20 protein-coding genes and 1 pseudogene are annotated in these 21,450 nt (G+C 72.0%); 9 read left to right on the forward strand and 12 right to left on the reverse strand.

Annotated elements, in window-relative coordinates; translation table 11 throughout:
- Positions 1-8: 8 nt before the first annotated feature.
- Complete coding sequence (locus ABZS71_RS09240) at positions 9-1,520, forward strand: FAD-dependent monooxygenase (protein WP_356208556.1); 1,512 nt, start codon at positions 9-11, stop codon at positions 1,518-1,520.
- Positions 1,521-1,532: 12 nt separating this feature from the next.
- Here ABZS71_RS09240 and ABZS71_RS09245 read toward each other — a convergent pair whose 3' ends face one another.
- The 4 genes from ABZS71_RS09245 to ABZS71_RS09260 all read right to left on the reverse strand — a co-directional run bounded on the left by ABZS71_RS09245 (position 1,533) and on the right by ABZS71_RS09260 (position 5,418).
- Complete coding sequence (locus ABZS71_RS09245) at positions 1,533-2,609, reverse strand: L-idonate 5-dehydrogenase (RefSeq protein WP_356208701.1); 1,077 nt, start codon at positions 2,607-2,609, stop codon at positions 1,533-1,535.
- A gap of 26 nt (positions 2,610-2,635) precedes the next feature.
- Entirely contained in the window at positions 2,636-3,406 is a 771-nt protein-coding gene (locus ABZS71_RS09250) for a glucose 1-dehydrogenase (protein WP_356208558.1), read from the reverse strand.
- 81 nt (positions 3,407-3,487) lie between these two features.
- A complete protein-coding gene (locus ABZS71_RS09255) occupies positions 3,488-4,885 on the reverse strand; it encodes a gluconate:H+ symporter (RefSeq protein ID WP_355860498.1) in 1,398 nt (465 codons plus the stop codon).
- 20 nt (positions 4,886-4,905) lie between these two features.
- Entirely contained in the window at positions 4,906-5,418 is a 513-nt protein-coding gene (locus ABZS71_RS09260; protein WP_356208560.1) for a gluconokinase, read from the reverse strand.
- Positions 5,419-5,550: 132 nt separating this feature from the next.
- Here ABZS71_RS09260 and ABZS71_RS09265 point away from each other — a divergent pair, with 132 nt between their 5' ends.
- The 3 genes from ABZS71_RS09265 to ABZS71_RS09275 all read left to right on the forward strand — a co-directional run bounded on the left by ABZS71_RS09265 (position 5,551) and on the right by ABZS71_RS09275 (position 9,202).
- The gene (locus ABZS71_RS09265; RefSeq protein WP_355860495.1) at positions 5,551-6,261 is read left to right on the forward strand and encodes an FCD domain-containing protein; all 711 of its coding nucleotides are present in this window, start codon (positions 5,551-5,553) and stop codon (positions 6,259-6,261) included.
- A 479-nt stretch (positions 6,262-6,740) separates the two neighbouring features.
- The gene (locus tag ABZS71_RS09270; RefSeq protein WP_356208562.1) at positions 6,741-6,872 is read left to right on the forward strand and encodes a DUF397 domain-containing protein; all 132 of its coding nucleotides are present in this window, start codon (positions 6,741-6,743) and stop codon (positions 6,870-6,872) included.
- A 113-nt stretch (positions 6,873-6,985) separates the two neighbouring features.
- Positions 6,986-9,202, forward strand: a complete 2,217-nt coding sequence (locus ABZS71_RS09275) for a glycoside hydrolase family 9 protein (protein ID WP_356208564.1) — start codon at positions 6,986-6,988, stop codon at positions 9,200-9,202.
- A 28-nt stretch (positions 9,203-9,230) separates the two neighbouring features.
- Here ABZS71_RS09275 and ABZS71_RS09280 read toward each other — a convergent pair whose 3' ends face one another.
- Positions 9,231-10,655 carry an amidase gene (locus ABZS71_RS09280; RefSeq protein WP_356208566.1) on the reverse strand — a complete coding sequence of 475 codons (1,425 nt, stop codon included), beginning with the start codon at positions 10,653-10,655 and terminating at the stop codon, positions 9,231-9,233.
- A gap of 131 nt (positions 10,656-10,786) precedes the next feature.
- Here ABZS71_RS09280 and ABZS71_RS09285 point away from each other — a divergent pair, with 131 nt between their 5' ends.
- Both ABZS71_RS09285 and ABZS71_RS09290 read left to right on the forward strand, forming a co-directional pair.
- On the forward strand, positions 10,787-10,930 hold the full coding sequence (locus ABZS71_RS09285) for an SCO1431 family membrane protein (RefSeq protein ID WP_356208568.1): 144 nt from the start codon (positions 10,787-10,789) through the stop codon (positions 10,928-10,930).
- Between the two features lie 193 nt (positions 10,931-11,123).
- Positions 11,124-11,640: pseudogene (locus ABZS71_RS09290) on the forward strand (phenylalanine--tRNA ligase beta subunit-related protein); the annotation flags it as partial.
- Between the two features lie 25 nt (positions 11,641-11,665).
- On the opposite strand, the gene ABZS71_RS09295 reads toward ABZS71_RS09290, so the two are convergent.
- Genes ABZS71_RS09295 through ABZS71_RS09305 form a run of 3 tightly spaced genes read right to left on the reverse strand, consistent with a single transcriptional unit; the run spans position 11,666 to position 14,121 of the window.
- Positions 11,666-11,878: a hypothetical protein gene (locus tag ABZS71_RS09295; RefSeq protein WP_355844788.1), complete on the reverse strand. Its 213-nt coding sequence runs from the start codon at positions 11,876-11,878 to the stop codon at positions 11,666-11,668.
- Between the two features lie 15 nt (positions 11,879-11,893).
- A complete protein-coding gene (locus tag ABZS71_RS09300; RefSeq protein WP_355844790.1) occupies positions 11,894-12,484 on the reverse strand; it encodes a hypothetical protein in 591 nt (196 codons plus the stop codon).
- A 47-nt stretch (positions 12,485-12,531) separates the two neighbouring features.
- Positions 12,532-14,121, reverse strand: coding sequence for a methylmalonyl-CoA mutase family protein (locus ABZS71_RS09305; RefSeq protein ID WP_355844793.1), 1,590 nt, complete (start codon positions 14,119-14,121; stop codon positions 12,532-12,534).
- 150 nt (positions 14,122-14,271) lie between these two features.
- On the opposite strand from ABZS71_RS09305, the gene ABZS71_RS09310 reads away from it, so the two are divergent.
- Complete coding sequence (locus ABZS71_RS09310; RefSeq protein ID WP_356208570.1) at positions 14,272-15,159, forward strand: L,D-transpeptidase family protein; 888 nt, start codon at positions 14,272-14,274, stop codon at positions 15,157-15,159.
- A gap of 183 nt (positions 15,160-15,342) precedes the next feature.
- Here the strand turns inward: ABZS71_RS09310 and ABZS71_RS09315 are convergent, their stop codons facing one another.
- The 4 genes from ABZS71_RS09315 to ABZS71_RS09330 form a co-directional block, all read right to left on the reverse strand.
- The gene (locus ABZS71_RS09315; protein ID WP_356208572.1) at positions 15,343-16,491 is read right to left on the reverse strand and encodes a hypothetical protein; all 1,149 of its coding nucleotides are present in this window, start codon (positions 16,489-16,491) and stop codon (positions 15,343-15,345) included.
- Positions 16,491-17,171, reverse strand: a complete 681-nt coding sequence (locus ABZS71_RS09320) for an RNA polymerase sigma factor (RefSeq protein WP_355845124.1) — start codon at positions 17,169-17,171, stop codon at positions 16,491-16,493. Before ABZS71_RS09320 ends, ABZS71_RS09315 begins: the two co-directional genes overlap by 1 nt.
- Before the next feature lie 57 nt (positions 17,172-17,228).
- Positions 17,229-18,224 (reverse strand): DUF4328 domain-containing protein, encoded by a 996-nt coding sequence (locus tag ABZS71_RS09325; RefSeq protein ID WP_356208573.1) that lies wholly within the window; start codon positions 18,222-18,224, stop codon positions 17,229-17,231.
- A gap of 293 nt (positions 18,225-18,517) precedes the next feature.
- Positions 18,518-20,107: a glycoside hydrolase family 20 protein gene (locus tag ABZS71_RS09330; protein ID WP_356208575.1), complete on the reverse strand. Its 1,590-nt coding sequence runs from the start codon at positions 20,105-20,107 to the stop codon at positions 18,518-18,520.
- A gap of 260 nt (positions 20,108-20,367) precedes the next feature.
- On the opposite strand from ABZS71_RS09330, the gene ABZS71_RS09335 reads away from it, so the two are divergent.
- Both ABZS71_RS09335 and sdhC read left to right on the forward strand, forming a co-directional pair.
- On the forward strand, positions 20,368-20,910 hold the full coding sequence (locus tag ABZS71_RS09335) for a 2-oxo-4-hydroxy-4-carboxy-5-ureidoimidazoline decarboxylase (protein WP_356208577.1): 543 nt from the start codon (positions 20,368-20,370) through the stop codon (positions 20,908-20,910).
- 157 nt (positions 20,911-21,067) lie between these two features.
- Positions 21,068-21,448, forward strand: a complete 381-nt coding sequence (sdhC, locus tag ABZS71_RS09340) for a succinate dehydrogenase, cytochrome b556 subunit (protein ID WP_355844811.1) — start codon at positions 21,068-21,070, stop codon at positions 21,446-21,448.
- Positions 21,449-21,450 lie beyond the last annotated feature (2 nt).

Genomic DNA, 21,450 nt, shown 5'->3' on the forward strand with positions numbered 1-21,450 from the left:
CTCGGGGCATGGAACTTAACAACGTTAAGGACATGGCCGGGGCCGAGGTGCTGATCGTCGGAGCGGGTCCCTCGGGCCTCACGCTCGCCATCGATCTGGCCCGGCGGGGCGTCCTGGCACGGCTCGTCGAGCGCGGCGAGGGGCTGTTCCCCGGCTCGCGCGGCAAGGCGATCCAGCCGCGTACCCGGGAGGTCTTCGACGACCTCGGGGTCATCGACGCCGTGCGGAAGGCGGGCGGGCCGTTTCCGTCGATGATGGCGTGGGAGGACGGCAGGCGGCTCGGCACGTTCGAGATGCTGGAGGGCGCCGCCCCGGCGCCGGACGCGCCGTACCGCGAGGTGTGGATGGTGCCGCAGTGGCGGACGGCCGAGGTGCTGTACGAGCGGCTGCGGGAGGTGGGCGGGGAGGTCGAGTTCGGTACGGCGCTGACGGGCCTGACCCATACCGCGGACGCCGTCGAGGCGCGTCTCTCGTACGCCGACGGCTCGACCGGGACCCTCCGAGCCCGCTACCTGGTGGCGGCGGACGGCGGCCGCAGTACGGTGCGCAAGTCGCTCGGGATCCCCATGACGGGCGAGTCCGTCGTCCCGCATCCGCTGATGGTCGCGGACGTCCGGCTCGACGGCCTCGACCGCGACCACTGGCATGTCTGGCAGCGGGCGAAGGGCGGCGGCTTCTCCCTGTGCCCGCTCGCCGGGACGGACCACTTCCAGGCCCTGGCCCAGTACGAGGACCTCGACGCCGTCCCCGAAACCGCCCCGGAGGCGGTGCGCCGGCTGATCGCCGAACGCACCCACCTCGCCGCGTCCGACGTCCGCGAGGTCCTGTGGGCCTCCCCCTTCCGCGCCCGCGCCGCCCTGGCGGAACGCTTCCGCGAGGGCCGCGTCTTCCTCGTCGGCGACGCCGCCCATACCCACTCCCCGGCGGGCGGTCAGGGCCTCAACACCAGCGTCCAGGACGCGTACAACCTCGGCTGGAAGCTGGGCGCCGTCCTACGGGGCGGCGCGGATCCGGCGCTGCTGGACACCTATGAGGAGGAGCGGCTGCCGGTCGCCGCCGACGTACTCGGCCTCAGCACCCGCATCCACCGAGCCGCCATCGCGGGCGACGCGTCGGGCCGCCGCCGTCCGACGGAGATGCACCAGCTCGGCCTCTCCTACCGCGCCGGCTCCCTCTCACTGGACCGCCGCTCCCCAGGCCCCCTCCACGCGGGCGACCGCGCCCCGGACGCCCGGTGCGCTCTCCCCGACGGAGCCCCCTTCCACCTCTTCGACGCCTTCCGTGGCCCGCACTTCACGGTGCTGGCCATCGACGGCGCGGAACTTCCCTCCCACGATGCGGAGTTCGACGCCCTCCAAAGCCTCCTGGGGTGCGCGGGCTCCGTACGGACCTACCGAGTCGGCGGCCCGCACCCCGACCTCCTCGACCAGCACCACCACATCCGCGACGGCTACGGGACGGGCCGCGGCCTCTTCCTCATCCGCCCCGACGGCCATGTCGCCTGGGCGGCCGAGGGGTGAGCGGGGGCGGGGTCAGGCGGCGCCTGCAGCGCCCCCCCGCCCCTCCACCGCCGTCCAGACCCCGCCGTCGAACTCCAGCAGCACCTTGCAGGACCGGCCGCGGTCGGCGGCCAGGGCGAACGCTTCCGCCGCCTCCCGGACCGGCCGTACCGCGCTGATCAGGGCGTCGAACGACGGCTCGGCGGCCAGCAGCCGCAGCGCGTCGTCGAACTCGGTGTGGAAGCGGAAGGCGCCCCGCAGCTCGATCTCCCGGCTGACCAGCAGATTCCCCGCGAACGGGCTCTGGCCGGGCGGCAGCATGCCGAGCTGTACGACCACCCCGCCCCGCCGCACCCGCCGCAGGCAGGTGTCCAGTCCGGCCGCGACCCCCGACGCCTCGATCGCGAGGTCGGCCTCGTCCGACGGCCAGTGGGGGTCGGCCGGATCGTCGGCCCTCACGCATGCGGTGGCCCCTGCGGCGGCGGCGAACTCCAGGGCCCGGGGCAGCAGATCGGTCACCGTGATCGTCGCCGCGCCCGCAGCGCGGGCCGCGGCGACGACCAGGCAGCCGATCGGCCCCGCGCCCGTGACCAGCACATGGCGGCCCTTCAGCTCACCCGCGCGCCGCACCGCGTGCAGCGCGACGGCCAGGGGTTCGGCGAGTGCCGCGCGCCGCGGCTCAAGGTCGTCGGGCAGGGCCCGCAGCTGTGCCGCCGGGACGGCGATACGGGCCGCGAAGCCGCCCTGGACGTGCGGGGTGCGCGCGGCGCTGCCCAGGTAGCGGGTGTCACGGCAGACGTTGGCGCGGCCGTCCACGCATTCGGGGCACGCTCCGCAGGGCGTCGCCGGGTGGACGGCGACCGGGGTGCCAGGGGCGGGCCCGGTCGCGCCCTCGCCGTACGCGACGACCGTGCCGACGACCTCGTGCCCGAGCACCATCGGCTCCTGGAGCCGGAAGTCACCCACCCCGCCGTGCCGGTGGTAGTGCAGATCCGAGCCGCAGATGCCGCCGTAGCGGATCGCGACCAGGGCCTGGCCCGCCTCCGGGCGCGGCTCGGGGATTTCCTCGACCCGCAGGTCGTCCTGTCCGTGGATCACGCAGCCCAGCACCACGTTCCGGTCCTCCGCGTTCGCGTTCACAGCACGCTCGTCATGCCGCCGTCGACGTACAGCACCTGTCCGCTGACGAAGTCGGCGGCGGGCGAGGCGAGATAGAGCAGCGCGCCGACCAGGTCCTCGGTACGGCCCCAGCGGCCGGCCGGGGTCCGCCCGCGCACCCAGGCGCTGAACTCCTCGTCCTCGACGAGGGGCCGGGTCAGCTCCGTCTCGATATAGCCGGGGCCGAGCCCGTTGACCTGGATCCCGTACGGGCCCCAGTCCGCGCACATGCCCTTGGTGAGCATCTTCAACGCGCCCTTGGTCGCCGCGTAGGGGGCGATGCCGGGGCGTACCACCTCGCTCTGGAGCGAGCAGATGTTGACGATCTTCCCGTGGCCGCGTTCGGTCATCCGCCGGGCGGCCTCGCGGCCCACCAGAAAGGCGCTGGTGAGGTTGGTGTCCACGATCTGATGCCAGGCGGAGTCGGTGAACTCCAGCAGCGGCGCCCGGTTCTGCATCCCGGCGTTGTTGACCAGGATGTCCAGCGGACCCACCCGCTCCTCGACCTCGGCGATCCCGGCGGCGACGGCCGGTCCGTCGGTGACGTCGAAGGCGGCGGTGTGGATACCCGCCGCGACGCCGCCGAGCTCGGCCGCCGCCTTGTCCAGGGCCTTCTGATCGCGCCCGTTGAGGATCACCGTGCAGCCCGCCTCCGCCAGGCCGCGCGCGAGGGCGTGGCCGATGCCCCGGCTGGAGCCGGTGACCAGCGCGGTGCGGCCCGTGATGTCGAAGAGCGGATGTGTCGTCATGCCGTGCGTCCTCACAGAGCGGCCAGGTCGTCCGGGCCCCGGATCGGCCAGGTCGTCCGGGCCCCGGATCGGCCAGGTCGGCTAGATCACGAGCGAGAGCAGCAGGACGAAGCCGATCGAGACGACGGAGATGATCGTCTCCATCACCGACCAGGTCCGCAGGGTCTGCCCCACGCTCATCCCGAAGTACTCCTTGACCAGCCAGAACCCGGCGTCATTGACATGGCTGAAGAACAGCGACCCGGCACCGATGGCCAGCACCAGCAGCGCCACATGCGCGGTGGACATATCGGCGGCAAGCGGCGCCACCAGGCCCGCGGCGGAGATCGTGGCCACGGTCGCCGAGCCGGTCGCCAGCCGGATGCCGACCGCGATCAGCCAGGCCAGCAGCAGCGCGGAGATGTGCCAGTTGTTGGCGAAGTCCAGGATCATCTGGCCGACGCCGATGTCGATGAGCGTCTGCTTGAAGCCGCCGCCCGCGCCGACGATCAGCAGGATCCCGGCGATGGGGGCGAGCGAGTGCTCGACGGTGGACGAGATCCGGCCCCGGGTGAAGCCCGCGGCGCGGCCGAGCGTGAACATCCCGACGATGACGGCCGCCAGCAGCGCGATCAGGGGCGAGCCGACGACGTCCGTGACCCGCTGAAGGGTGTTTTCCGGGTTGTCCACGACGATGTCGACGAGCGCCTTGCCCAGCATCAGCACGACCGGCAGCATCACGGTGGCCACGGTGGCGCCGAAGCCGGGCCGCCGCTCCAGGTCCTCCGAGGGGCGCTGCGGGATCATCTTGTCGGGCGGGGTGAGGTCCACCCAGCGGGCGGCGACCCGCGAGAAGAGGGGGCCCGCGATGACGACGGTCGGCAGCGCGACCAGCACACCGAGGGCGAGGGTGACGCCCAGGTTGGCGTGGACGGCGTCGATCGCGGCCAGCGGGCCGGGGTGCGGGGGCACGAGCCCGTGCATCACGGACAGACCCGCGAGCGCCGGGATGCCGATCCGCATCAGCGAGTAGTTGCCGCGCTTGGCGACCAGCAGCACGACGGGGATCAGCAGCACGATCCCCACCTCGAAGAACAGCGGCAGCCCGATGATCCCCGCGATCAGCGCCATCGCCCACGGCATGGTGCGGCCGTTCGCCTTGGCCAGGATGGTGTCGACGATCTGGTCGGCGCCCCCGGAGTCGGCGAGCAGCCGCCCGAGTATCGCGCCCAGCGCGATCAGCACACCGACGCCCGCGACCGTGGTGCCGAGCCCCGTCGTGAAGCTGGCGATCGCCTTGTCGAGCGGTGCGGCGGCGGCCGCGCCCAGCGCCAGTGAGCCGATGGTCAACGACAGAAAGGCGTGCAGCTTGAACTTGGTGATGAGGAGGACGATGACGGCGATGCCGATGAGTACGGCTATCCCCAGCTGTGCGTGACCGGCCGACGTGATCGGGTCGACGGTGTCCGCTGCCAGCATCTCGACGCTGAGTCTGGTCACGGCGGTTTCCTTTGCGTGTGTTACTGGCCTTCGCCTTGCCGCAGCGCGGCAAGGGCGTGATCGGTGATGACGTCGGGCTCCGGAGCGATGTCCACGACGATGCCGTGCTCGTCCGGCTGAAGGGGCTCGAGCGTCGCGAGCTGCGAGTCGAGCATCTTCTCGGAGAAGAAGTGGCCCTTGCGGGCCTCCATCCGGTCGGCGATCAGCCCACGATCGCCGGTGAGGTGGAGGAAGACGATGTCGGGCGCGGCGGCCCGAAGCCGGTCCCGGTATCCGCGCTTGAGCGCGGAGCAGCTGACCACTCCGCCCTGCCCGGCGTGAACATGCGCCCAGGAGCCGATGGCATCCAGCCACGGCCGCCGGTCCTCGTCATCCAGCGGGGTGCCGGCCGACATCTTGGCGATGTTCGCCGGCGGGTGGAAGTCGTCGGCCTCGGCGTACTGGACGCCGAGTGCGTCGGCCAGCAGAGGGCCGACCGTGGTCTTGCCCGTGCCGGACACTCCCATGACGACGACAACCTGGGGGGCGTGCATCGTGAAAAACCTCGCTGTCTTCCTTGACCTCGGCGCCGGGGAAACTCAACCCCACAGATACGACGTATTCAAGAGGTCGTGACCTAATAGTCATACTTAATTGCCAGCGCCCCGGCCACGTAGGCTGAGCCCATGGACAACCAGGGGCCCAAAGGGCGTGGACTGCACGGCCGAGTCCTGGCCTCCCTCGGCCCCGCGATCACCGCGGGCGACTACCCACCGGGCACCGTGCTGCGCACCGATGAGCTGGAGCGGCGCTTCGACGTCTCGCGGACCGTCGTACGGGAGGCGGTGCGGGTCCTGGAATCCATGCATCTGGTCGAATCCCGTCGCCGCGTGGGGGTGACGGTGCGTCCCGCCGACGAGTGGGACGTCTTCGACCCCCAGGTCATCCGCTGGCGCCTGGCCGGCCCGGACCGCCCCCGCCAGCTCCGCTCCCTGACCGCCCTCCGCTCCGCCATCGAACCGGCCGCCGCGGCCCTGGCCGCCGAGCACGCCACCCCCGAACAGTGCGCCGAGCTGACCGGACACGCGCTCAATATGGTCGCCACCTCACGGGGGCAGCAGCTGGCGGCGTATCTGGTGCACGACATCGCGTTCCACCGGGTGATCCTGCGCGCCTCGGGCAACGAGATGTTCGCCCGCCTCGGTGACGTCGTCGCCGAGGTCCTCACGGGCCGCACCGAGCACGAGGTCATGTTCAGCGACCCGGACCCGGAGGCGGTCACCCTGCATGTGCGGGTCGCCGAAGCGGTACGGGAGCGGGACGCGGCGCGGGCGGAGGCGTACACCCGCGAGATCACCGTGGGCGCCCTCCGTGAGCTGGACATCCTGGCACCGTAGCGCGCGGCGCCGGCCGCTTCGGGTACCTATGGCTCACCGGTCGAGCCGGTCCACGGCACGTGTGATCAACGCTCGCGCCGGCTGGCCGTACACCGCCGACCGCTGGAGGAGATCGAACGCCCTCGCGTAGAGCGCGATCATTGCTGTCCCGGCCGGGGGCCGTCGCGTGTCTGGGGTTGTCGAGGCCGAGCCTGCCCCGCCGAACCGCTTGTGCGCCAGCCGAGTTTGGGCGCAATCACCCGTGCGGGTGATGAGCGGCCGGGTTTGGTGGGGTCGGGTGGGTTCTCTCCCGAGGGTTCTTGGTCTTTGATCGCCCGCAGTCCCGGCGTATGGGCCACCGGGGCCCGGTTTTCCGGGACCCGGCGCGGCGCCGGACCGGGCACCTGCCCGACCAGGGCTGGGACCGGGTGCTGGTGTGGGCGTTTCGCGACCGGCATCGCGGGCACCCACCGACGACAGCCAGTGCGCTTAAGATCACGGTGGACACCGGGTACCTCGGCCGCGGCCTTTCCTACCGCATGCTGGCCGCGCTGCGGAACCCCACCGGCCCCCGACTCACCGTCACCCCGACCGCCTGGTCCACCTTCGTGACGTACGCCCGCAACAACTGAGGCCGACCGACCCCCGCCCGCGCGCGGCGGTCCGTCCCCGGGGACGGACCGCCGCGGGCGGCTGCGTTCGCGCGCGGGTGGCACGCGCCGTGAACACGGCGCACGCTGGAAACATGGCACAGGATCCGCTGGAGAGGGTCTTCAACGGGGGTTTCGGCGAGGGCACCGACGGCTGGTTCGCCTCGGAGGCCGCCCCGGTTTCCGTTGTCGACGGGAAACTGTGCGCCGACGTGCCGGGGGACACGCACCAGCCCTCTGACGTCATCATTGGACAGAACGACATCTGGCTGCAAAGGGATAAGCCGTACGCCCTCTCGTTCACCGCCTCGGCGAGCCAGCCGGTGAGGGTGAAGGTCCAGGTCCAGCTCAGCGACGAGCCATGGACCGCAGAGCTGTCTCAGGACATCGCCCTCGGCCCGGAACAGCGGCACACGTGCACGTTCACGTCCAGGGTCGACACCGACCGCGCCGCGGTCTCGTTCCAGATCGGCGGTAACCCCGCGGCCTGGCGCTTCCGCGTGGACGACGTATCCCTCACAGGTGGCGATCCGCTGCCACCCTACGTACCGGACACCGGCTCGCGGGTGCGGGTCAACCAGGTCGGCTACCTGCCGTTCGGGCCGAAACGCGCGACCGTCGTGACCGACGCCACCGAGCCGATCCCCTGGCAGGTGAACAACGGCGCCGGCATCACCGTCGCGTCCGGCACCTCAACGCCTCGCGGGGTCGACGCATCGTCCGGGCAGCAGGTGCACACGGTGGACTTCAGCGCGGTGACGGAGGACGGCACCGGGTACACGCTGAGCGCCGACGGGGAGACCAGCTACCCGTTCGACATCTCCGCCAGCGCCTATGACCAGTTGCGCTCCGACGCCCTGCACTTCTTCTACGTCCAGCGCAGCGGCATCGCCATCGACGACGCGCTGGCGCCCGGGTACGCGCGGCCGGCCGGGCATGTCGGCGTCACACCCAACCAGGGCGACACCAGCGTGCCCTGCCAGCCGGGTGTCGGCGACTATCAGCTCGATGTGCGCGGCGGCTGGTACGACGCCGGCGACCACGGCAAGTACGTGGTCAACGGCGGCATCGCCGCCTACCAACTGCTCAGCCAGTTCGAACGGACCCGGAACGCGCCCGTGGCGCGCCCGGACGCGCTGGGCGACGGCAGCCTGCGCGTTCCCGAGCGCGGCAACGGCGTACCGGACATCCTCGACGAGGCGCGCTGGGAGTTGGAGTTCCTGCTGCGCATGCAGGTCCCCGCCGGCCGGCCTCTCGCGGGAATGGCGCACCACAAGGTGCACGACGAGAAGTGGACCGGGCTGCCGCTGCGTCCCGAGGAGGACTCGCAGCCCCGTAAGCTGCACCCGCCGTCAACGGCGGCGACGCTCAACCTCGCCGCGACCGCCGCACAGGGCGCCCGGCTGTATGCGCCCTTCGATCCGGACTTCGCCGCGCGCTGCCTGACCGCGGCCCGTACCGCCTGGGCGGCGGCGCAGGCCCACCCGGCGATCCTGGCCAGCAAGACCGACACCATCGGCGGTGGCGCGTACGACGACGCCCACGTAAGCGACGAGTTCTACTGGGCGGCCGCCGAACTGTTCATCACCACCGGCGAGCAGACCTTTTTCGACGCGCTGCGGGCCTCGCCGCACTGGACCGGTGAGGTGTTCCCGCCGTCCGGGTTCAGCTGGCAGGATGTCGCGGCACTCGGCCGGCTCGACCTGGCGACCGTGCCCAGCCTGCTGCCGGACGCCGACCGGGACGCCGCCCGCGCCTCGGTACGGGCCGCTGCGGACCAGTACCTCGCGACCGCACGCGAGCAGGCGTACGGGATGCCGCTCACGAAGGACGAGTATCTCTGGGGCTCCAATAGCTCCGTGCTCAACAAGCTCGCCGTCATCGCCACCGCGTTCGACCTGACCGGCGACGAGCGGTACCGGGACGGGGTAGTGGAAGGGCTGGATTACCTCTTCGGTCGCAACGCCCTCAACCAGTCCTATGTGACCGGGTACGGCGAACACCACTCCCACAACCAGCACAGTCGCCTCTACGCTCACCAGATCACGCCGGCGTCGCCTGCGCCGCCTGCCGGTTCGATCGCCGGCGGCCCGAACACCGGGCTGGAGGATCCGAAGGCGAGAAGGGTGCTGATCGACCGCACGGTCGATCCGCTCAAGCGGCCCGAGCCGCAGTTCTCCTACATCGACGACATCCAGTCGTGGTCGACCAACGAGATCACCATCAACTGGAACTCGGCGCTGTCGTGGGTCATCTCGTTCGTGGCCGACCAGCGGGACGGTGGCGCGCCCCGCCACCGCGACGACCAGTGACGAGGAAACCCTGTCCCGCGCACAGTGGTCAGCCCCGGTCGATTAGCCGCTGGGGCCGGCGCTCGTACCAGCGCTGATCCGCTTCCAGCTGCGCCGCCAGGGAGATCAGGCGCGGCTCGCTGTCGGCGGGGCCCAGGAGCTGGGCGCCCAGGGGGAGGGTCTCGTCCGGGTCGGCGAAGCCGGCGGGGACGTTGACGGCGGGCCAGCCCAGGACGTTCCAGGGCCAGGCGTACGGGCAGGCCGCGATCATCGCGCGGTCCGTGTGCCAGCCCGAGAGCTCGGCCATGGCGCCGATCCGCAGCGGCGGGGCGGCGGTCGTCGGGGAGAGGACGAGGTCGAAGCCCCGGCGGTGGAAGATCTCGCCGACCCGGCGCCGCACCGGCCCCTCGGCCGCCCGAGCGAGCCGCAGGGCGGGGCCGCCGAGGAGGCGGCCGTGGCGGGCGGCGGCGCGGGTCCGTACGTCCAGGAGGCGCTGGTCCGGGGCGCGCCCGGCCCATTCGTGGATGCCCGCCGTGGCGCGCGGCAAAAAGGAGAACCCCACCGCCCCGTAGCGCGGCTCGGCCTCCACCACCTCGTGCCCCAGGGCGGCCAGCCGCTCGGCGAGGCGTACGACGGCGGCCCGTACGACCGGGTCCAGGCTCTTCGGCGTACCGGTGAAGGCGGGCTTGAAGGAGAGCGCGATCCGCAGCCGACCCGGGTCGCGGCCCACCGCGGAGAGCACGTCCACGGGCTTGGGACAGTGCAGATCGCCCTCGCGGTTGCCGCTCGCCGCGTGCAGCATCAGCGCGGCGTCGGCGACCGTACGGGCGAGCGGCCCGTGGCAGGTGATGCCGTTGAAGGACTCGGCGTCCGGCCAGGTGGAGATCCGGCCGCGCTGCGGTTTGATGCCGATGAGATGGCTCCAGGCGGCGGGGATCCGGACGGATCCGGCGCCGTCCGAGCCCAGCGCGCCGGCGACCAGCCCGGCGGCGACAGCCGCCGCGGCGCCGCCGGAGGAGCCGCCCGGGGTGTGCTGGAGGCTCCAGGGGTTACGGGTCTCCCCGAAGGCGGTGCCCTCGGTGAAGGGCCACTGCCCCAGCTCGGGCGTGTTGGTCTTGCCGACGATCACGGCCCCGGCGGCCCGCAGCCGCCGTACGGCCTCGCCGTCCTCCGTCTTGGCCGGGAAGTCGCCGGGGCAGCCGAAGGCGGTCGGCTCGCCCGCCACGTCCGTATCGTCCTTGACGGCGACCGGCACCCCGAGCAGCGGCAGCCGCTCCCCCGTCGCCAGCCGCCGGTCGGCCTCGTCGGCCTCGCGCAGCGCGGCCTCGGCCCGGATCCGGCGGAAGGCGTTGAGGGTGGGCTGTGTCTCGGCGATGCGCTCCAACGCCTGTTCGACCAGCGTACGGGAGGACACCTCACCGCCGGCCAGCGAGCGGACCTGCTCGCTCAGCCCCATGGGAATGACGCTGGTCACCGTGGACCTCCTCGGGTGAATTCGGCCACTCCCCCTTTACCCCAGGCGCCCTCTACGCGCACCCTGGGCAACGGTGATGACCTGTTTCATCACTTTCATCACGATCATCGCTGAGCACCAAGGACACCCGCATGACCGAGATCGCGGCGCGCCGCACCGGCCTCCTCCACCGTACCGGTGGCCCCTCCGACGACGAGCGGCTGACGGAACACATCCTCGGCTGGGCCCTCGTCATCGTCATCGCGATGTTCACCGCCCAGCTCGGCCTGTTCTAGGCCACCTGGCCCCGGACGGCGTCGCGAGCGCGCGCAGCGCACGGTCGAAGAAGGCCGCGACATGGCGTCGGTGTACGTCGCGTGGCGCGAGCCGGGCAGCGTGAGATCGAAGCGCGGGCCCGGGCTCAGCGAGGGTCTGCTGGCCGACGCCGAGGCGGCGGCGCGCAAGCGGTTCGGGGACGGTCCGGTGGAGGAGCATCCGCATCTCGCCGCGTGGCGGGAGGCGTTCCGCGCCTTCGGCGCGAAGCCGCAGCGCACCCGGCCCAGCGCGGAGGCGCTGCTGCGGCGGGTGTCCGCCGGGCTCCCCGGGTGGACCGGCTGACCGACATCTACAACGCGATCTCCGTCGCGTCCGCCCTGCCGCTGGGCGGCGAGGACCTCGACTCGACCACTACGCCGACGCGGCCCGGCTCGTCCGCGCCGAGGGCGACGAGACCTTCGGGACCACGGCCGGGGGCGAGCCCGCCGTGGAGCACCCCGCGCCCGGCGAGGTGGTGTGGCGGGACGACGCGGGCGTCACCTGCCGCCGCTGGAACTGGCGCCAGTGCACCCGCACCCGGCTCACCCACACCACCACCCGCGCCCTGTTCGTCCTGGACGCGCTCGGCCCGGTGGACGACGCCGAGCTGACCGCCGCGGGCGACCGGCTCAGCGAGGCGCTGACGGCGTCCAGCCTGGGGGTGACGATCGCCTCCCGGCTGGTCCGCTGATCAACCCGGAGGCGGCCCGGCGTCGTCAGAACAGGGCCTGCTGGCCCTGCGTCGGCGGATCGTCCTGGCCGAACAGCTTGGCAGGGGTGGTGAGCAGCGGCGCGATCCGCCGCGACCCCGGGCAGGAGACGAGGTCGTAGCCGGAGCGAGGCCCCGGCGGATCGTGGCGGGCGAAGCGCCCGCCGACGACCGCGATCTCACGGGTGCAGACCGGACAGGTGCGGCGGGGAGAGGACATGCACCCCAGTGTCGCTCACCCGCCGCGCAGGTCCTGGGCGAGCCGCTGGGCCGAGTCCCGGGTGAAATTCCCCGTGATCTGGATCTTTCCGCCGGAGATGCCCGAGGTGACGGACGGGGCGGACAGCAGCGTGCCCTCGCGGACCATCGCGAGCCGGTTCAGCGGGTACTGCTCGGCGGCGAGCTCGCGGGTGAGCTGGGCGAAGCGGACGCTGTCGCGCCGGTCCAGGCCCACGGTCACGGCGTAGCCCCCGAACGAGCTGTCGTAGCCCGCCCGCGCCGAAGCGGGACGCACCGTCATACCGGAGTCGGGCGAGACCGTGAGACAGGCCCGGCTCGGCTGGTCCTCGTAGGCGTCGGGGGCACCGCTCGGGCAGCTCCCGGGTGCCTGACGCGTCACGGGGAGGAAGCGCAGCGGCTGCGCGTCCTGCGCCACGGCGTACGGATCGGCGCTCACACTCGTCGCCGGGGCGAGCGTGGGCTGGGTGCCGATGTCGCCCTTACCGCCGTCGTCCCCGTCGGCCCCTTCGGTCCCGCACCCCGCGACCGTCGTCGCGGCCAGCGCGAGCCCGGCCGCCGCCGCGATCCTTCCCCATGTCCCTCTCATCGGCCCAAAGCCCCCTGTCGTCCTGATCCGTCGTCCGGATCCCCTGCTCAGAACGCGTCGGCGGGGACATAGGTACCCCACACCCCGCGCAACGCGTCACAGACCTCCCCCAGTGTCGCGCGCGCGGCAAGCGCGTCCTTCATGGGATACAGCACATTGGCCGTGCCCGGCTCACTCTCGGCCGCCTTCATCAGCGCCGCCAGCGCCGCGCTCACCGCCGCCCCGTCGCGCTCGGCGCGCAGGGCGGCGAGGCGGTCGCGCTGCCGGGCCTCGATGGCCGGGTCCACGCGCAGCGGCTCGTACGGCTCTTCCTCCTCCAGCTGGAAGCGATTGAGGCCGACCACTACCCGTTCGCCCGCGTCCGTCTCCTGCGCGATCCGGTATGCGTTGCGCTCGATCTCGTCCTTCTGAAAGCCCTGTTCGATCGCGGCCACGGCACCGCCGAGGTCCTCGACCCGCCGCATCAGATCCAGGGCCGCGGCCTCCACCTCATCGGTCAGCGACTCGACGGCGTACGAGCCCGCGAAGGGGTCGACGGTCGCCGTCACATCGGTCTCGTACGCCAGCACCTGCTGCGTGCGCAGCGCGAGCCGGGCGGACTTGTCGGTGGGCAGGGCGATGGCCTCGTCGAAGGCATTGGTGTGCAGCGACTGGGTGCCACCCAGGACGGCGGCGAGCCCCTGGACGGCCACGCGGACGAGATTCACCTCGGGCTGCTGGGCGGTGAGTTGGACGCCCGCGGTCTGGGTGTGGAAGCGCAGCATCTGCGACTTCGGGTCACGGGCGCCGAACTCCTCCCGCATCACCCGCGCCCAGATCCGGCGCGCGGCACGGAACTTGGCGACCTCTTCGAGAAGGGTGGTCCGGGAGACGAAGAAGAAGGAGAGGCGCGGCGCGAAGTCGTCGATGTCCATGCCCGCCGCGACAGCGGTACGGACGTACTCGATGCCGTCGGCCAGCGTGAAGGCGATCTCCTGCGCGGGCGAGGCACCGGCCTCCGCCATGTGGTATCCGGAGATGGAGATGGTGTTCCACTTCGGCAGCTCGGCCTTGCAGTACTTGAAGATGTCCGCGATCAGCCGCAGCGACGGGCCGGGCGGGAAGATATACGTGCCGCGGGCGATGTACTCCTTGAGGACGTCGTTCTGGATGGTGCCGGTCAGCTGGTGCCCCGCCACGCCCTGCTCCTCGGCGACGAGTTGGTAGAGGAGCAGCAGCAGGGCCGCGGGCGCGTTGATCGTCATGGAGGTCGAGACCCGGTCGAGCGGAATGCCGTCCAGCAGCACCCGCATGTCCTCGATCGAGTCGATCGCGACGCCGACCTTGCCGACCTCGCCGTGCGCGAGGCCGGCGTCGGAGTCGTACCCCATCTGGGTCGGCAGGTCGAAGGCGACCGACAGGCCGGTGGTGCCATGGGCGATCAGCTGCCGGTAGCGGGCGTTGGACTCGGCGGCGGTGCCGAACCCCGCGTACTGGCGCATCGTCCAGGGGCGGCCGGTGTACATCGACGGATAGACGCCCCGGGTGAAGGGGTACGCCCCGGGCTCGCCCAGCCGCTCGGCCGGGTCCCAGCCGGTGAGCGCATCCGGCCCGTACACCGGTTCGACCGGGAATCCCGACTCCGACTCGCGCGCCATGGGACCACGCCTCCTGATGGCTGATACCGGACCTTGTCCCGGTACGGGGCCTTCTTCACAGCATGCGTCGATGTTCGCCGCATGGCAGCCCCGGGAAACATTCAGGACGAAAGATCAGTGGACTGGGGGGATGGGATGCACCGGACATCGATGGCCCACGCCGCACTCGCCACGGCCACGGCGGCGGCACTGGTCGCGGGGTGCCGGGCAGGGGCGGTGACCGCGGACGGTCAGCGGCATACGAGACCCGACGCGCGGGCCCGTACGAGCGCGCCCGCGCGCGAGGCACCACCACGGCCCCACCGGACCTTCACGCACAAGCCCAAGGCCACACCCGGGCCGGCGAAGGCGCGCCCGCCGCGCGCGGCCACGGCGGCGAAGCCGCGGCGCGCCGCGCCCCGGGCGGCCCCGGCCGTCATCGCCTTCGGTACGAGCGGCGAGCGGGTGCGCGAGCTCCAGGCACGGTTACGCCGGCTCGGCCTCTTCGACCGCAACCCCACCGGGTACTACGGCACGCTCACCCGGGCGTCGGTCGGCGCCTACCAGCGCGCCCACGGGCTCCCGGCCACCGGCTCGGTCGACCAGCGCACCTGGACCTCGCTGCGCTCCACGACCAGGCCGCCCGCGCACGACGAGCTGTATCCGCCGACCACCAGTCCGCCGGCCAAGCCCGATCCACGGTGTCTGACCGGGCGGGTGCTGTGCATCAGCAAGAGCACCCGCACCCTGGCCTGGATGATCAATGGGCGGGTCGTCTCGGCGATGGATGTGCGCTTCGGCTCGCAGTACACCCCGACCCGGGAGGGCCTGTTCCAGGTCAACTTCAAGAGCCGGGACCATGTCTCGACGATCTACCACACCCCGATGCCGTACGCGATGTTCTTCAGCGGCGGCCAGGCGGTGCACTACTCGGCGGACTTCGCGGCCCGCGGCTACGGCGGCGCCTCGCACGGCTGCGTCAACGTCCGGGACAAGAGGAAGCTCGCGTCGGTGTTCAACCAGGTCAGGGCAGGCGACAAGGTCGTGGTCTTCAAATAGGCGGCGCCGGTTCAGGCGCAAAAAGGTGGCGCGGGCAGAGCCGGGGGAACGTGCTCTGCCCGCGCCGGATGCGCGGAGCCGTCGGTACGGGGGGAACCTCGGCTCCCGCGCGGCCGATGACCAGTCGGCCCGTTTCTCTCAGCGTCACCGCTGAAAAAAACGTCACACCTGGGTGCTGAGGCCTCAGCCGGCACCCGTTTCCGTGGTGGTCGCCGAGTCGGCCGGGGTCAGGGAATCCGTCGGGGTCGGGGTGTCGCTCGACGGATCGGCCGAGGAGGGCGGCGGCGGAGGCGGGGGCTGCGGGCCCTGGTCGGGGTGGGCACCGCCGTCGTCGTTACCGGAATCGCCGCCGGAGCCACCGTCGTCCGAGCCGCCGCTGTCACCGGACCCGCTGCTGTCACCGCTGCCACCGCCGTTGTCGGTGCCGTTGCCCGAGCCGTTGTCGTTGCCGCTGCGCGGAGTGCCCGTACCTTCGCTGCCGAGGACCTCGACGCAGTAGCCGTGGATCGCCGCCCGGCCACCGGCCGCATTCTTCAGCTTGTGCAGCGCCTTCTTGCTGATGTCCGGGCCCGTGCCGCTCTCGGACGCCAGATACTGACGGCAGACGTCGAGGGCCCACTGCCCGCCGCCCTGCCCCGACGAGCCCGTCGAGGAGCGGCCCTTCCCCTTGCCGCGCTTGCCGTTCCCGTGGTGCGTGCCGTCGTCCTGGCCCCCGGAGATCGCGGCTCCGCCCTGGGCGCCGGTCGAGGCGGCGTCGCTGGCATCGTTGTCGCCGGAGCCGCCGGGGTCGGGCGTCGGCGAACTGCCGTCCTCGGAGATCTCCGGGTGGGCCGACTGCCCGCCCGAGGGCCCGACGCCCGACACGCTCACCGCGGGCCCCGGGGTGCCGCCGCTCTCCCCGAACGGGGTCGGCAGGACGCCCGCGACCGCCGCGACCGCGAATCCGCCCAGCGCGCAGCCGGCCAGCGCGGCCACCATGCCCGCGCGCAGCGGACGGCGCAGCCTCGGCCGGTCCCCCCTGAGCCACACCAGCAGCCCGGGCTGCTCCTCCGGGGCCGTGCGGCCCGCCGCCGCGCGCTCGGCGCGGGCCGCCCGGAAGGCGGCCACGGCGGCCTCCTCGCCCGGAAGCGGAGCGGCGCCGGGCGCGGCTTCGGCCGTGGGGCGGGAGGCGCCGGCGACGGCGCCGAGCACGGCGGCCAACCGTTCCGCTTCGGCACCTGGCCGGTCGCTCCGGCCGTCGGGGTCGGCGAACCTGCCCTCGACCGGTTCGCCGCGAAGCAACCGCTCCGCGGCACTGTCATCCAGCCAGCTGCAGCGGTGGTCTTCGGCCATCACATGTCCTTCTGCGTTGGCGCGCCAGAATCCGTCACACCCGCGGACTTCGCCACCCCCGTACCGGTTGCCCCGCCGCGCGACTCGCGCTGAACCGGAATCCCGTCCAGCACCGCCGGATCGCCCCCGGCGCCCGGCCCGATGAGATCGGCGAGCCGCCGCAGACCGCGGTGGGCGGCGGTGCGTACCGCGCCCGGCCGTTTGCCCAGCACCGCGGCGGCGCTCTTCGCGTCGAGGCCGACGACGACCCGGAGCACCACCGCCTCGGCCTGGTCCTGCGGCAGCTGGGCGATGAGCCCGAGCGCGCGGCCGGTGCCGAGCGCCTCCATCGCCTCGCCCGCCGTGTCCGCCTCGGACGCCCGGGTCTCCAGCTCCGTCTCGTCGCCGCCTATGGCCGGGCGCCGGCCGCGCATCCGGAGGTGGTCGAGCGCGCGATTGCGGGCTATCCGGGCGGCCCAGCCCCGGAAGCGGTCGGCATCTCCACTGAATCGTTGCAGGTCACGCGCTATCTGCAGCCAAGCTTCCGAGGTGATGTCCTCCGCGTCTCCATCGCCGACCAGCGTCCGCACGTAACCGAGGAGACGAGGGTGCACGGACCGGTACACGGTCCGGAAAGCGGTCTCGTCCCCGTCCTGCGCCGCGCGGACAGCGGCGGTCAGCTCCGCGTCGTCCCCCTGCACGCTCTCTTCCTGCCCCACTCGGAGAATTCTGAGGTCCAGCGATGCCGCGGCCGTGGGCTAGCCCTGGCCGTAGGGGTACGGCTGTCCGGGCTGGCCCGGCGGCGGGGTCGGCGGCATCTGCGGGGCACCGTAGCCCATGGGCCCGGGTGCCGGGGCGCCATACGGGGAAGGTGCGGGTGCCCCGTACGGGGACGGGCCGCCCATCTGCGGCGGCAGCGAGGCGCGCTGCTCCTGCATCGCGGTGATCTGGCGGACCAGCAGCAGGGCGAGGATCGCGGCGGCGAGGAAGACCATCACCGCGAACATGTCGAACGCGAGGATGCCGCGCAGGTTGTCCAAGTCGTCCTTGGACTCGGAGAGGGAGGGTGCGTAGCCGTCGCTCTCCACCTTGGTGCGCAGCGCGGTGTAGCGGACGCTGCCGATGACGTTGGTGACGATCGCGACGATCCAGGTCACCCACCAGCCGTTGAGCAGACCGCTGCGGACGTGGTGCGGCCCCTGCGGGGAGCTGGCGCGCCAGATGTCATTGGCGATCTGCTTCGGGAACCAGAAGTTGACGACCGGGGTGAACCAGGAGCCGGCCGCCCAGCCGCTGCCGAAGCGGTGCTGACCGGGCGCGAAGACCTCCGCGTTCAGCCGCAGCCGCCGGAACCAGACCGCCCACACGATGGCGATCGCGAGGGTGAGCATCGAGTGGAGGACCTGCGCCGTGGTGAAGAAGTCGTCGGCGTCGTCGAGGTCCTTCTGGGTGACCAGCTTGCCGTCGAGTATGTCCCCGATGACGCCGTACTGGCCGCCGCGCGCCACCAGCACCAGAATGAGCGCGGGCAGCGCCAGGCTGAACAGCACGACGAGCGTGGTGGAGAGCCCGCGCCGCAGATCGACGCCGCCGGCCGGCATGCCCATCGGCGGGGCGGCCGGATAGCCGCCGGGCATCGGCGGCTGGTGCGGCGGAGCAGTCGGCTGCTGGAGCTGCTGCTGGTACGTTCCGCATGCGGCACAGCGCCCGTCGGGGCCGACGGCGACAGCACGGCAGTTCCCGCACGGATACATTTTTTGGTCCCCCTGGGGACGTGGCCCGCTCCAGGCCACGCGAGAAAATAAGCAACTGACCGCACCCATGGCGCGGACGTGCACGTTACGGGCATCCGACCGGTCCCGTCCAGAGCGGGACCCGGCCCCGGAGGCGCCATGACTTCGCGAGGTTCAGCCCACGGCGGGTGTGACGTAATCGGGGCGTGCGACGCTGTAGGGAGTACGGGTCCTTCGGGGCCCACGCTGGACGGCGGTCGGGGCCTCTCCTGTGGGGGGTGGCGGCCCCGGCCGTCCTTCCTCGCAGCCCCTTCTCACACGCCCAGCCGGTTGGCGAGCTTGGTGAACTCACCCCAGCTCAGAGGCGGTTTCCCGGGGTCCCACAGCCGTTGGGCGAGCGCCGCGAGCGGCAGCCGGATGCCCTGGGCGATCTGGGCCTGGGTCTGCGCGTCGGGATGGTCGGCCCAGATGGCGAAGCGGGCGCCGAGCACCCGGTCGGGTCCGGTGAGCCGCTTGTCGGGGACGGGCTGGGTGCCGCGCAGGGTCCCGGGCGTCCACTGTTCGTAGATGCGTTCCCCGGTCGGGTAGAGGAAGCCGTTGGGCTCGCCGAGGACGTAGTAGAGGTATTCGTCGTTGAGGTTCACGACCTTGCGGCCCTCGCGCAGATACTCCACCGGCGCCCGGCCCGGCTCCCTGGTCCGGCCCGTCCAGTACTCGACCTCGATGCTCTTGCTGGGGGTGACGACGCCGTCGGGGAAGAAGCCGTCGTTCCACGCCTTGGGCTGCTTGCCCAGCTGCCGGGCGACCGCCGCCCGGTCGTTCAGCCAGCCGGTGGCCAGGTCCTGGACCCGGGCCTGGGGGCCGTACTTCGCCCTCGCGGCGGCGGCGAGCTTCGGGAACGACGCCTGGGGGTCCTTGACGGTCAACGCGAGGTACTCGTCGCCGCCCAGATGCCAGTAGCGGCCGGGGAAGAGCGGGGCGAACTCACGCATCAGCTGGTCGACGATCCGGGCGGAGGCCGGATCGGAGATGTCCACGGCGCCCTGGAACGTGGTGCCGCCGGCGTTGCGCAGCTGGAGCTGCGGATGCGCTCGGATGACCGCGCCGAGATGGCCGGGCGAGTCGATCTCGGGGATGACGGTGATGTGCAGCCGCTGGGCGACCGCGACGATCTCCCGGACCTGGGCCTTGGTGAGGTGCTGGGGCGAGACGATCTCGGGGTGCGTATCGCTTCGGATACGGAATCCCTGGTCGTTCGAGAAGTGCAGACCCAGCTCATTGAGCTTGAGGTCGGCCATCTCGCGCAGCCGTGCCTCGATCCACCCGGGGGTGACGTACTTGCGCGCGATATCGACGTTCAGGCCGCGCTGGGGGCGGTCGGGCCGGTCGTGGATGACGCCCTCGGGGAGGCGGCCCCCGCCGGAGCGCAGGGCCTGTTTCACGGTCCGGGTGCCGTAGAAGACGCCCGCGTCGGCCGAGCCGGTGATCCGGGCGCTGCCCTTGGCGACGGTGAGGGTGTAGCCCTCCCGGCCGCCGCCGGCGCCCGACCGGAGGGCGAGGGACAGATCGCCGCGGTGGGCGGTGCCGGAGGCGGTACGCAGCCCCAGCTCATCGGCGATCGTCCGGGCCTCCTCGGCGAGCGGGCCGTGGAGGTCGGCGACCACCCGGCTGCCCGGGCCCGGCCGCCAGCCGGGGCCGGACTCCGGGGTGAAGTCACGGACGGACGGGATCGTGCGGGGTGCGGCGGGGTGCGCTTTCCCGGGCGCGGTCGCGGACGGGGAGCGCGAGGTCGTCGCGGAGTGCGGCTGTTGACAGCCGAGGGCTATCAGTACGAAGGTCACGGCGGCGCCGGCGATGACGCCGCGGATGGATGACGCCTTGGTGATCCTGAGAGGCACTCCCATGGCGCATACCTCCAAATATCAGGTGAAAACCACTCTGCGCCTCGACTCGTCGTCCATCCCCTGAAGCAAATCGTCCCCGTACGGGTGAATTTACGCTCTCTGCGGCACACCGGCCTCCCCGCATCGTTAGCGTGTACTGCTCACGCCCCGAGCACACGCATCCCGTGCACCCCGTGCACCCCGTGCACCCCGAGTACCTCAGTCCCGCACCCTTGTACCGCTCGCATCACGTGCCCCCGCCACGCGTGTCCAAGGAGCCCATGCTGTCCAGGTCCAGGTCCAGTGAGGCAGCCCACAGCCTCGACCGGCTCAACGCCGCTTCCCCCGAGGCGGCCGAGATCGCACTGCTCGCCTGCTGCGGCAGCCGCCGCTGGGCGCGGCTGATCGCGGCCCACCGGCCGTACCCCGATGTGGAGGCGCTGCTCGCCGCCGGGGACGAGGCCAGCTACGACCTCACCAGCGCCGATCTCGACGAGGCGCTCGCGGACGAGTCCCTCGTCGGCCATCCGCTGCCGGCCGCGGACAGCCTCGGAGGGCTCGCCGCGCACACCGCGTTACAGGCGGCTCACACCGCGTACGAGCGTCGATTCGGTCACGTTTTCGTGATCTGCCTGGACGGCCTGGGGCCCGACGACAAGCTCGACCGGCTGCTGGCCGGAATCCGGGGCCGGCTGGGCAATGAGAAGGAGGAGGAGCGGGCCCACGCCGCCGAGGAACTGCGGCGCATCGCCCGTGGGCGGCTCGCCCGGCTGGCGTCGGACCGCCCTCAGCTCTCCGGAATCCTGCGGTTCCGGTCCGCATGATCGCCCGTACGTGCCTCTTTGATCACACCTGAGCACCCCCGGGCGAACGAACCGACAACACGTCGCTACGATGGCCAGGGCCGGTGGACCGTACCCGGCCGGGCCCGACCGACCGTGAAGCCGGCAGGCCCCAATCCCCGCTTCCGGAGGGTTTTCCGTGCCGGCTGGAACGCTGTATCGCGGCCGGGAAGGTATGTGGTCCTGGGTGGCTCATCGAGTCACCGGCGTCCTCATCTTCTTCTTCCTGTTCGTACACGTCCTGGACACCTCGTTGGTCCGCGTCTCGCCCGAGGCGTACGACGAGGTGGTCGCGACGTACAAGAATCCCATCGTGAACCTGATGGAGTACGGCCTCGTCGCCGCCATCCTGTTCCACGCCCTCAACGGTCTGCGCGTCATCGCCGTGGACTTCTGGTCGAAGGGTCCGAGGTACCAGCGCCAGATGCTCTGGTCCGTTGTCGGTATCTGGGTCGTGCTGATGGCCGGTGCCTTCTACCCGATCCTCCAGCACACGCTGCGCGATCTGTTCGGGAGCTGACG

Origin of the sequence: Streptomyces sp. NPDC005393, from assembly GCF_040606675.1 — a bacterium.
Classification (GTDB): Bacteria; Actinomycetota; Actinomycetes; order Streptomycetales; family Streptomycetaceae; genus Streptomyces.

Excerpts from the sequence above, each read along its gene's own strand:
- ABZS71_RS09300 (WP_355844790.1), bottom strand. The coding sequence starts at position 12,484 with ATGAGAGGGACATGGGGAAGGATCGCGGCGGCGGCCGGGCTCGCGCTG.
- ABZS71_RS09250 (WP_356208558.1), bottom strand. The coding sequence starts at position 3,406 with ATGACGACACATCCGCTCTTCGACATCACGGGCCGCACCGCGCTGGTC.
- ABZS71_RS09295 (WP_355844788.1), bottom strand. The coding sequence starts at position 11,878 with ATGTCCTCTCCCCGCCGCACCTGTCCGGTCTGCACCCGTGAGATCGCG.
- ABZS71_RS09335 (WP_356208577.1), top strand. The coding sequence starts at position 20,368 with ATGCTGTCCAGGTCCAGGTCCAGTGAGGCAGCCCACAGCCTCGACCGG.
- ABZS71_RS09325 (WP_356208573.1), bottom strand. The coding sequence starts at position 18,224 with ATGTATCCGTGCGGGAACTGCCGTGCTGTCGCCGTCGGCCCCGACGGG.
- ABZS71_RS09285 (WP_356208568.1), top strand. The coding sequence starts at position 10,787 with ATGACCGAGATCGCGGCGCGCCGCACCGGCCTCCTCCACCGTACCGGT.
- ABZS71_RS09305 (WP_355844793.1), bottom strand. The coding sequence starts at position 14,121 with ATGGCGCGCGAGTCGGAGTCGGGATTCCCGGTCGAACCGGTGTACGGG.
- ABZS71_RS09315 (WP_356208572.1), bottom strand. The coding sequence starts at position 16,491 with ATGGCCGAAGACCACCGCTGCAGCTGGCTGGATGACAGTGCCGCGGAG.
- ABZS71_RS09240 (WP_356208556.1), top strand. The coding sequence starts at position 9 with ATGGAACTTAACAACGTTAAGGACATGGCCGGGGCCGAGGTGCTGATC.
- ABZS71_RS09265 (WP_355860495.1), top strand. The coding sequence starts at position 5,551 with ATGGACAACCAGGGGCCCAAAGGGCGTGGACTGCACGGCCGAGTCCTG.
- ABZS71_RS09260 (WP_356208560.1), bottom strand. The coding sequence starts at position 5,418 with ATGCACGCCCCCCAGGTTGTCGTCGTCATGGGAGTGTCCGGCACGGGC.
- ABZS71_RS09310 (WP_356208570.1), top strand. The coding sequence starts at position 14,272 with ATGGCCCACGCCGCACTCGCCACGGCCACGGCGGCGGCACTGGTCGCG.
- ABZS71_RS09330 (WP_356208575.1), bottom strand. The coding sequence starts at position 20,107 with ATGGGAGTGCCTCTCAGGATCACCAAGGCGTCATCCATCCGCGGCGTC.
- ABZS71_RS09275 (WP_356208564.1), top strand. The coding sequence starts at position 6,986 with ATGGCACAGGATCCGCTGGAGAGGGTCTTCAACGGGGGTTTCGGCGAG.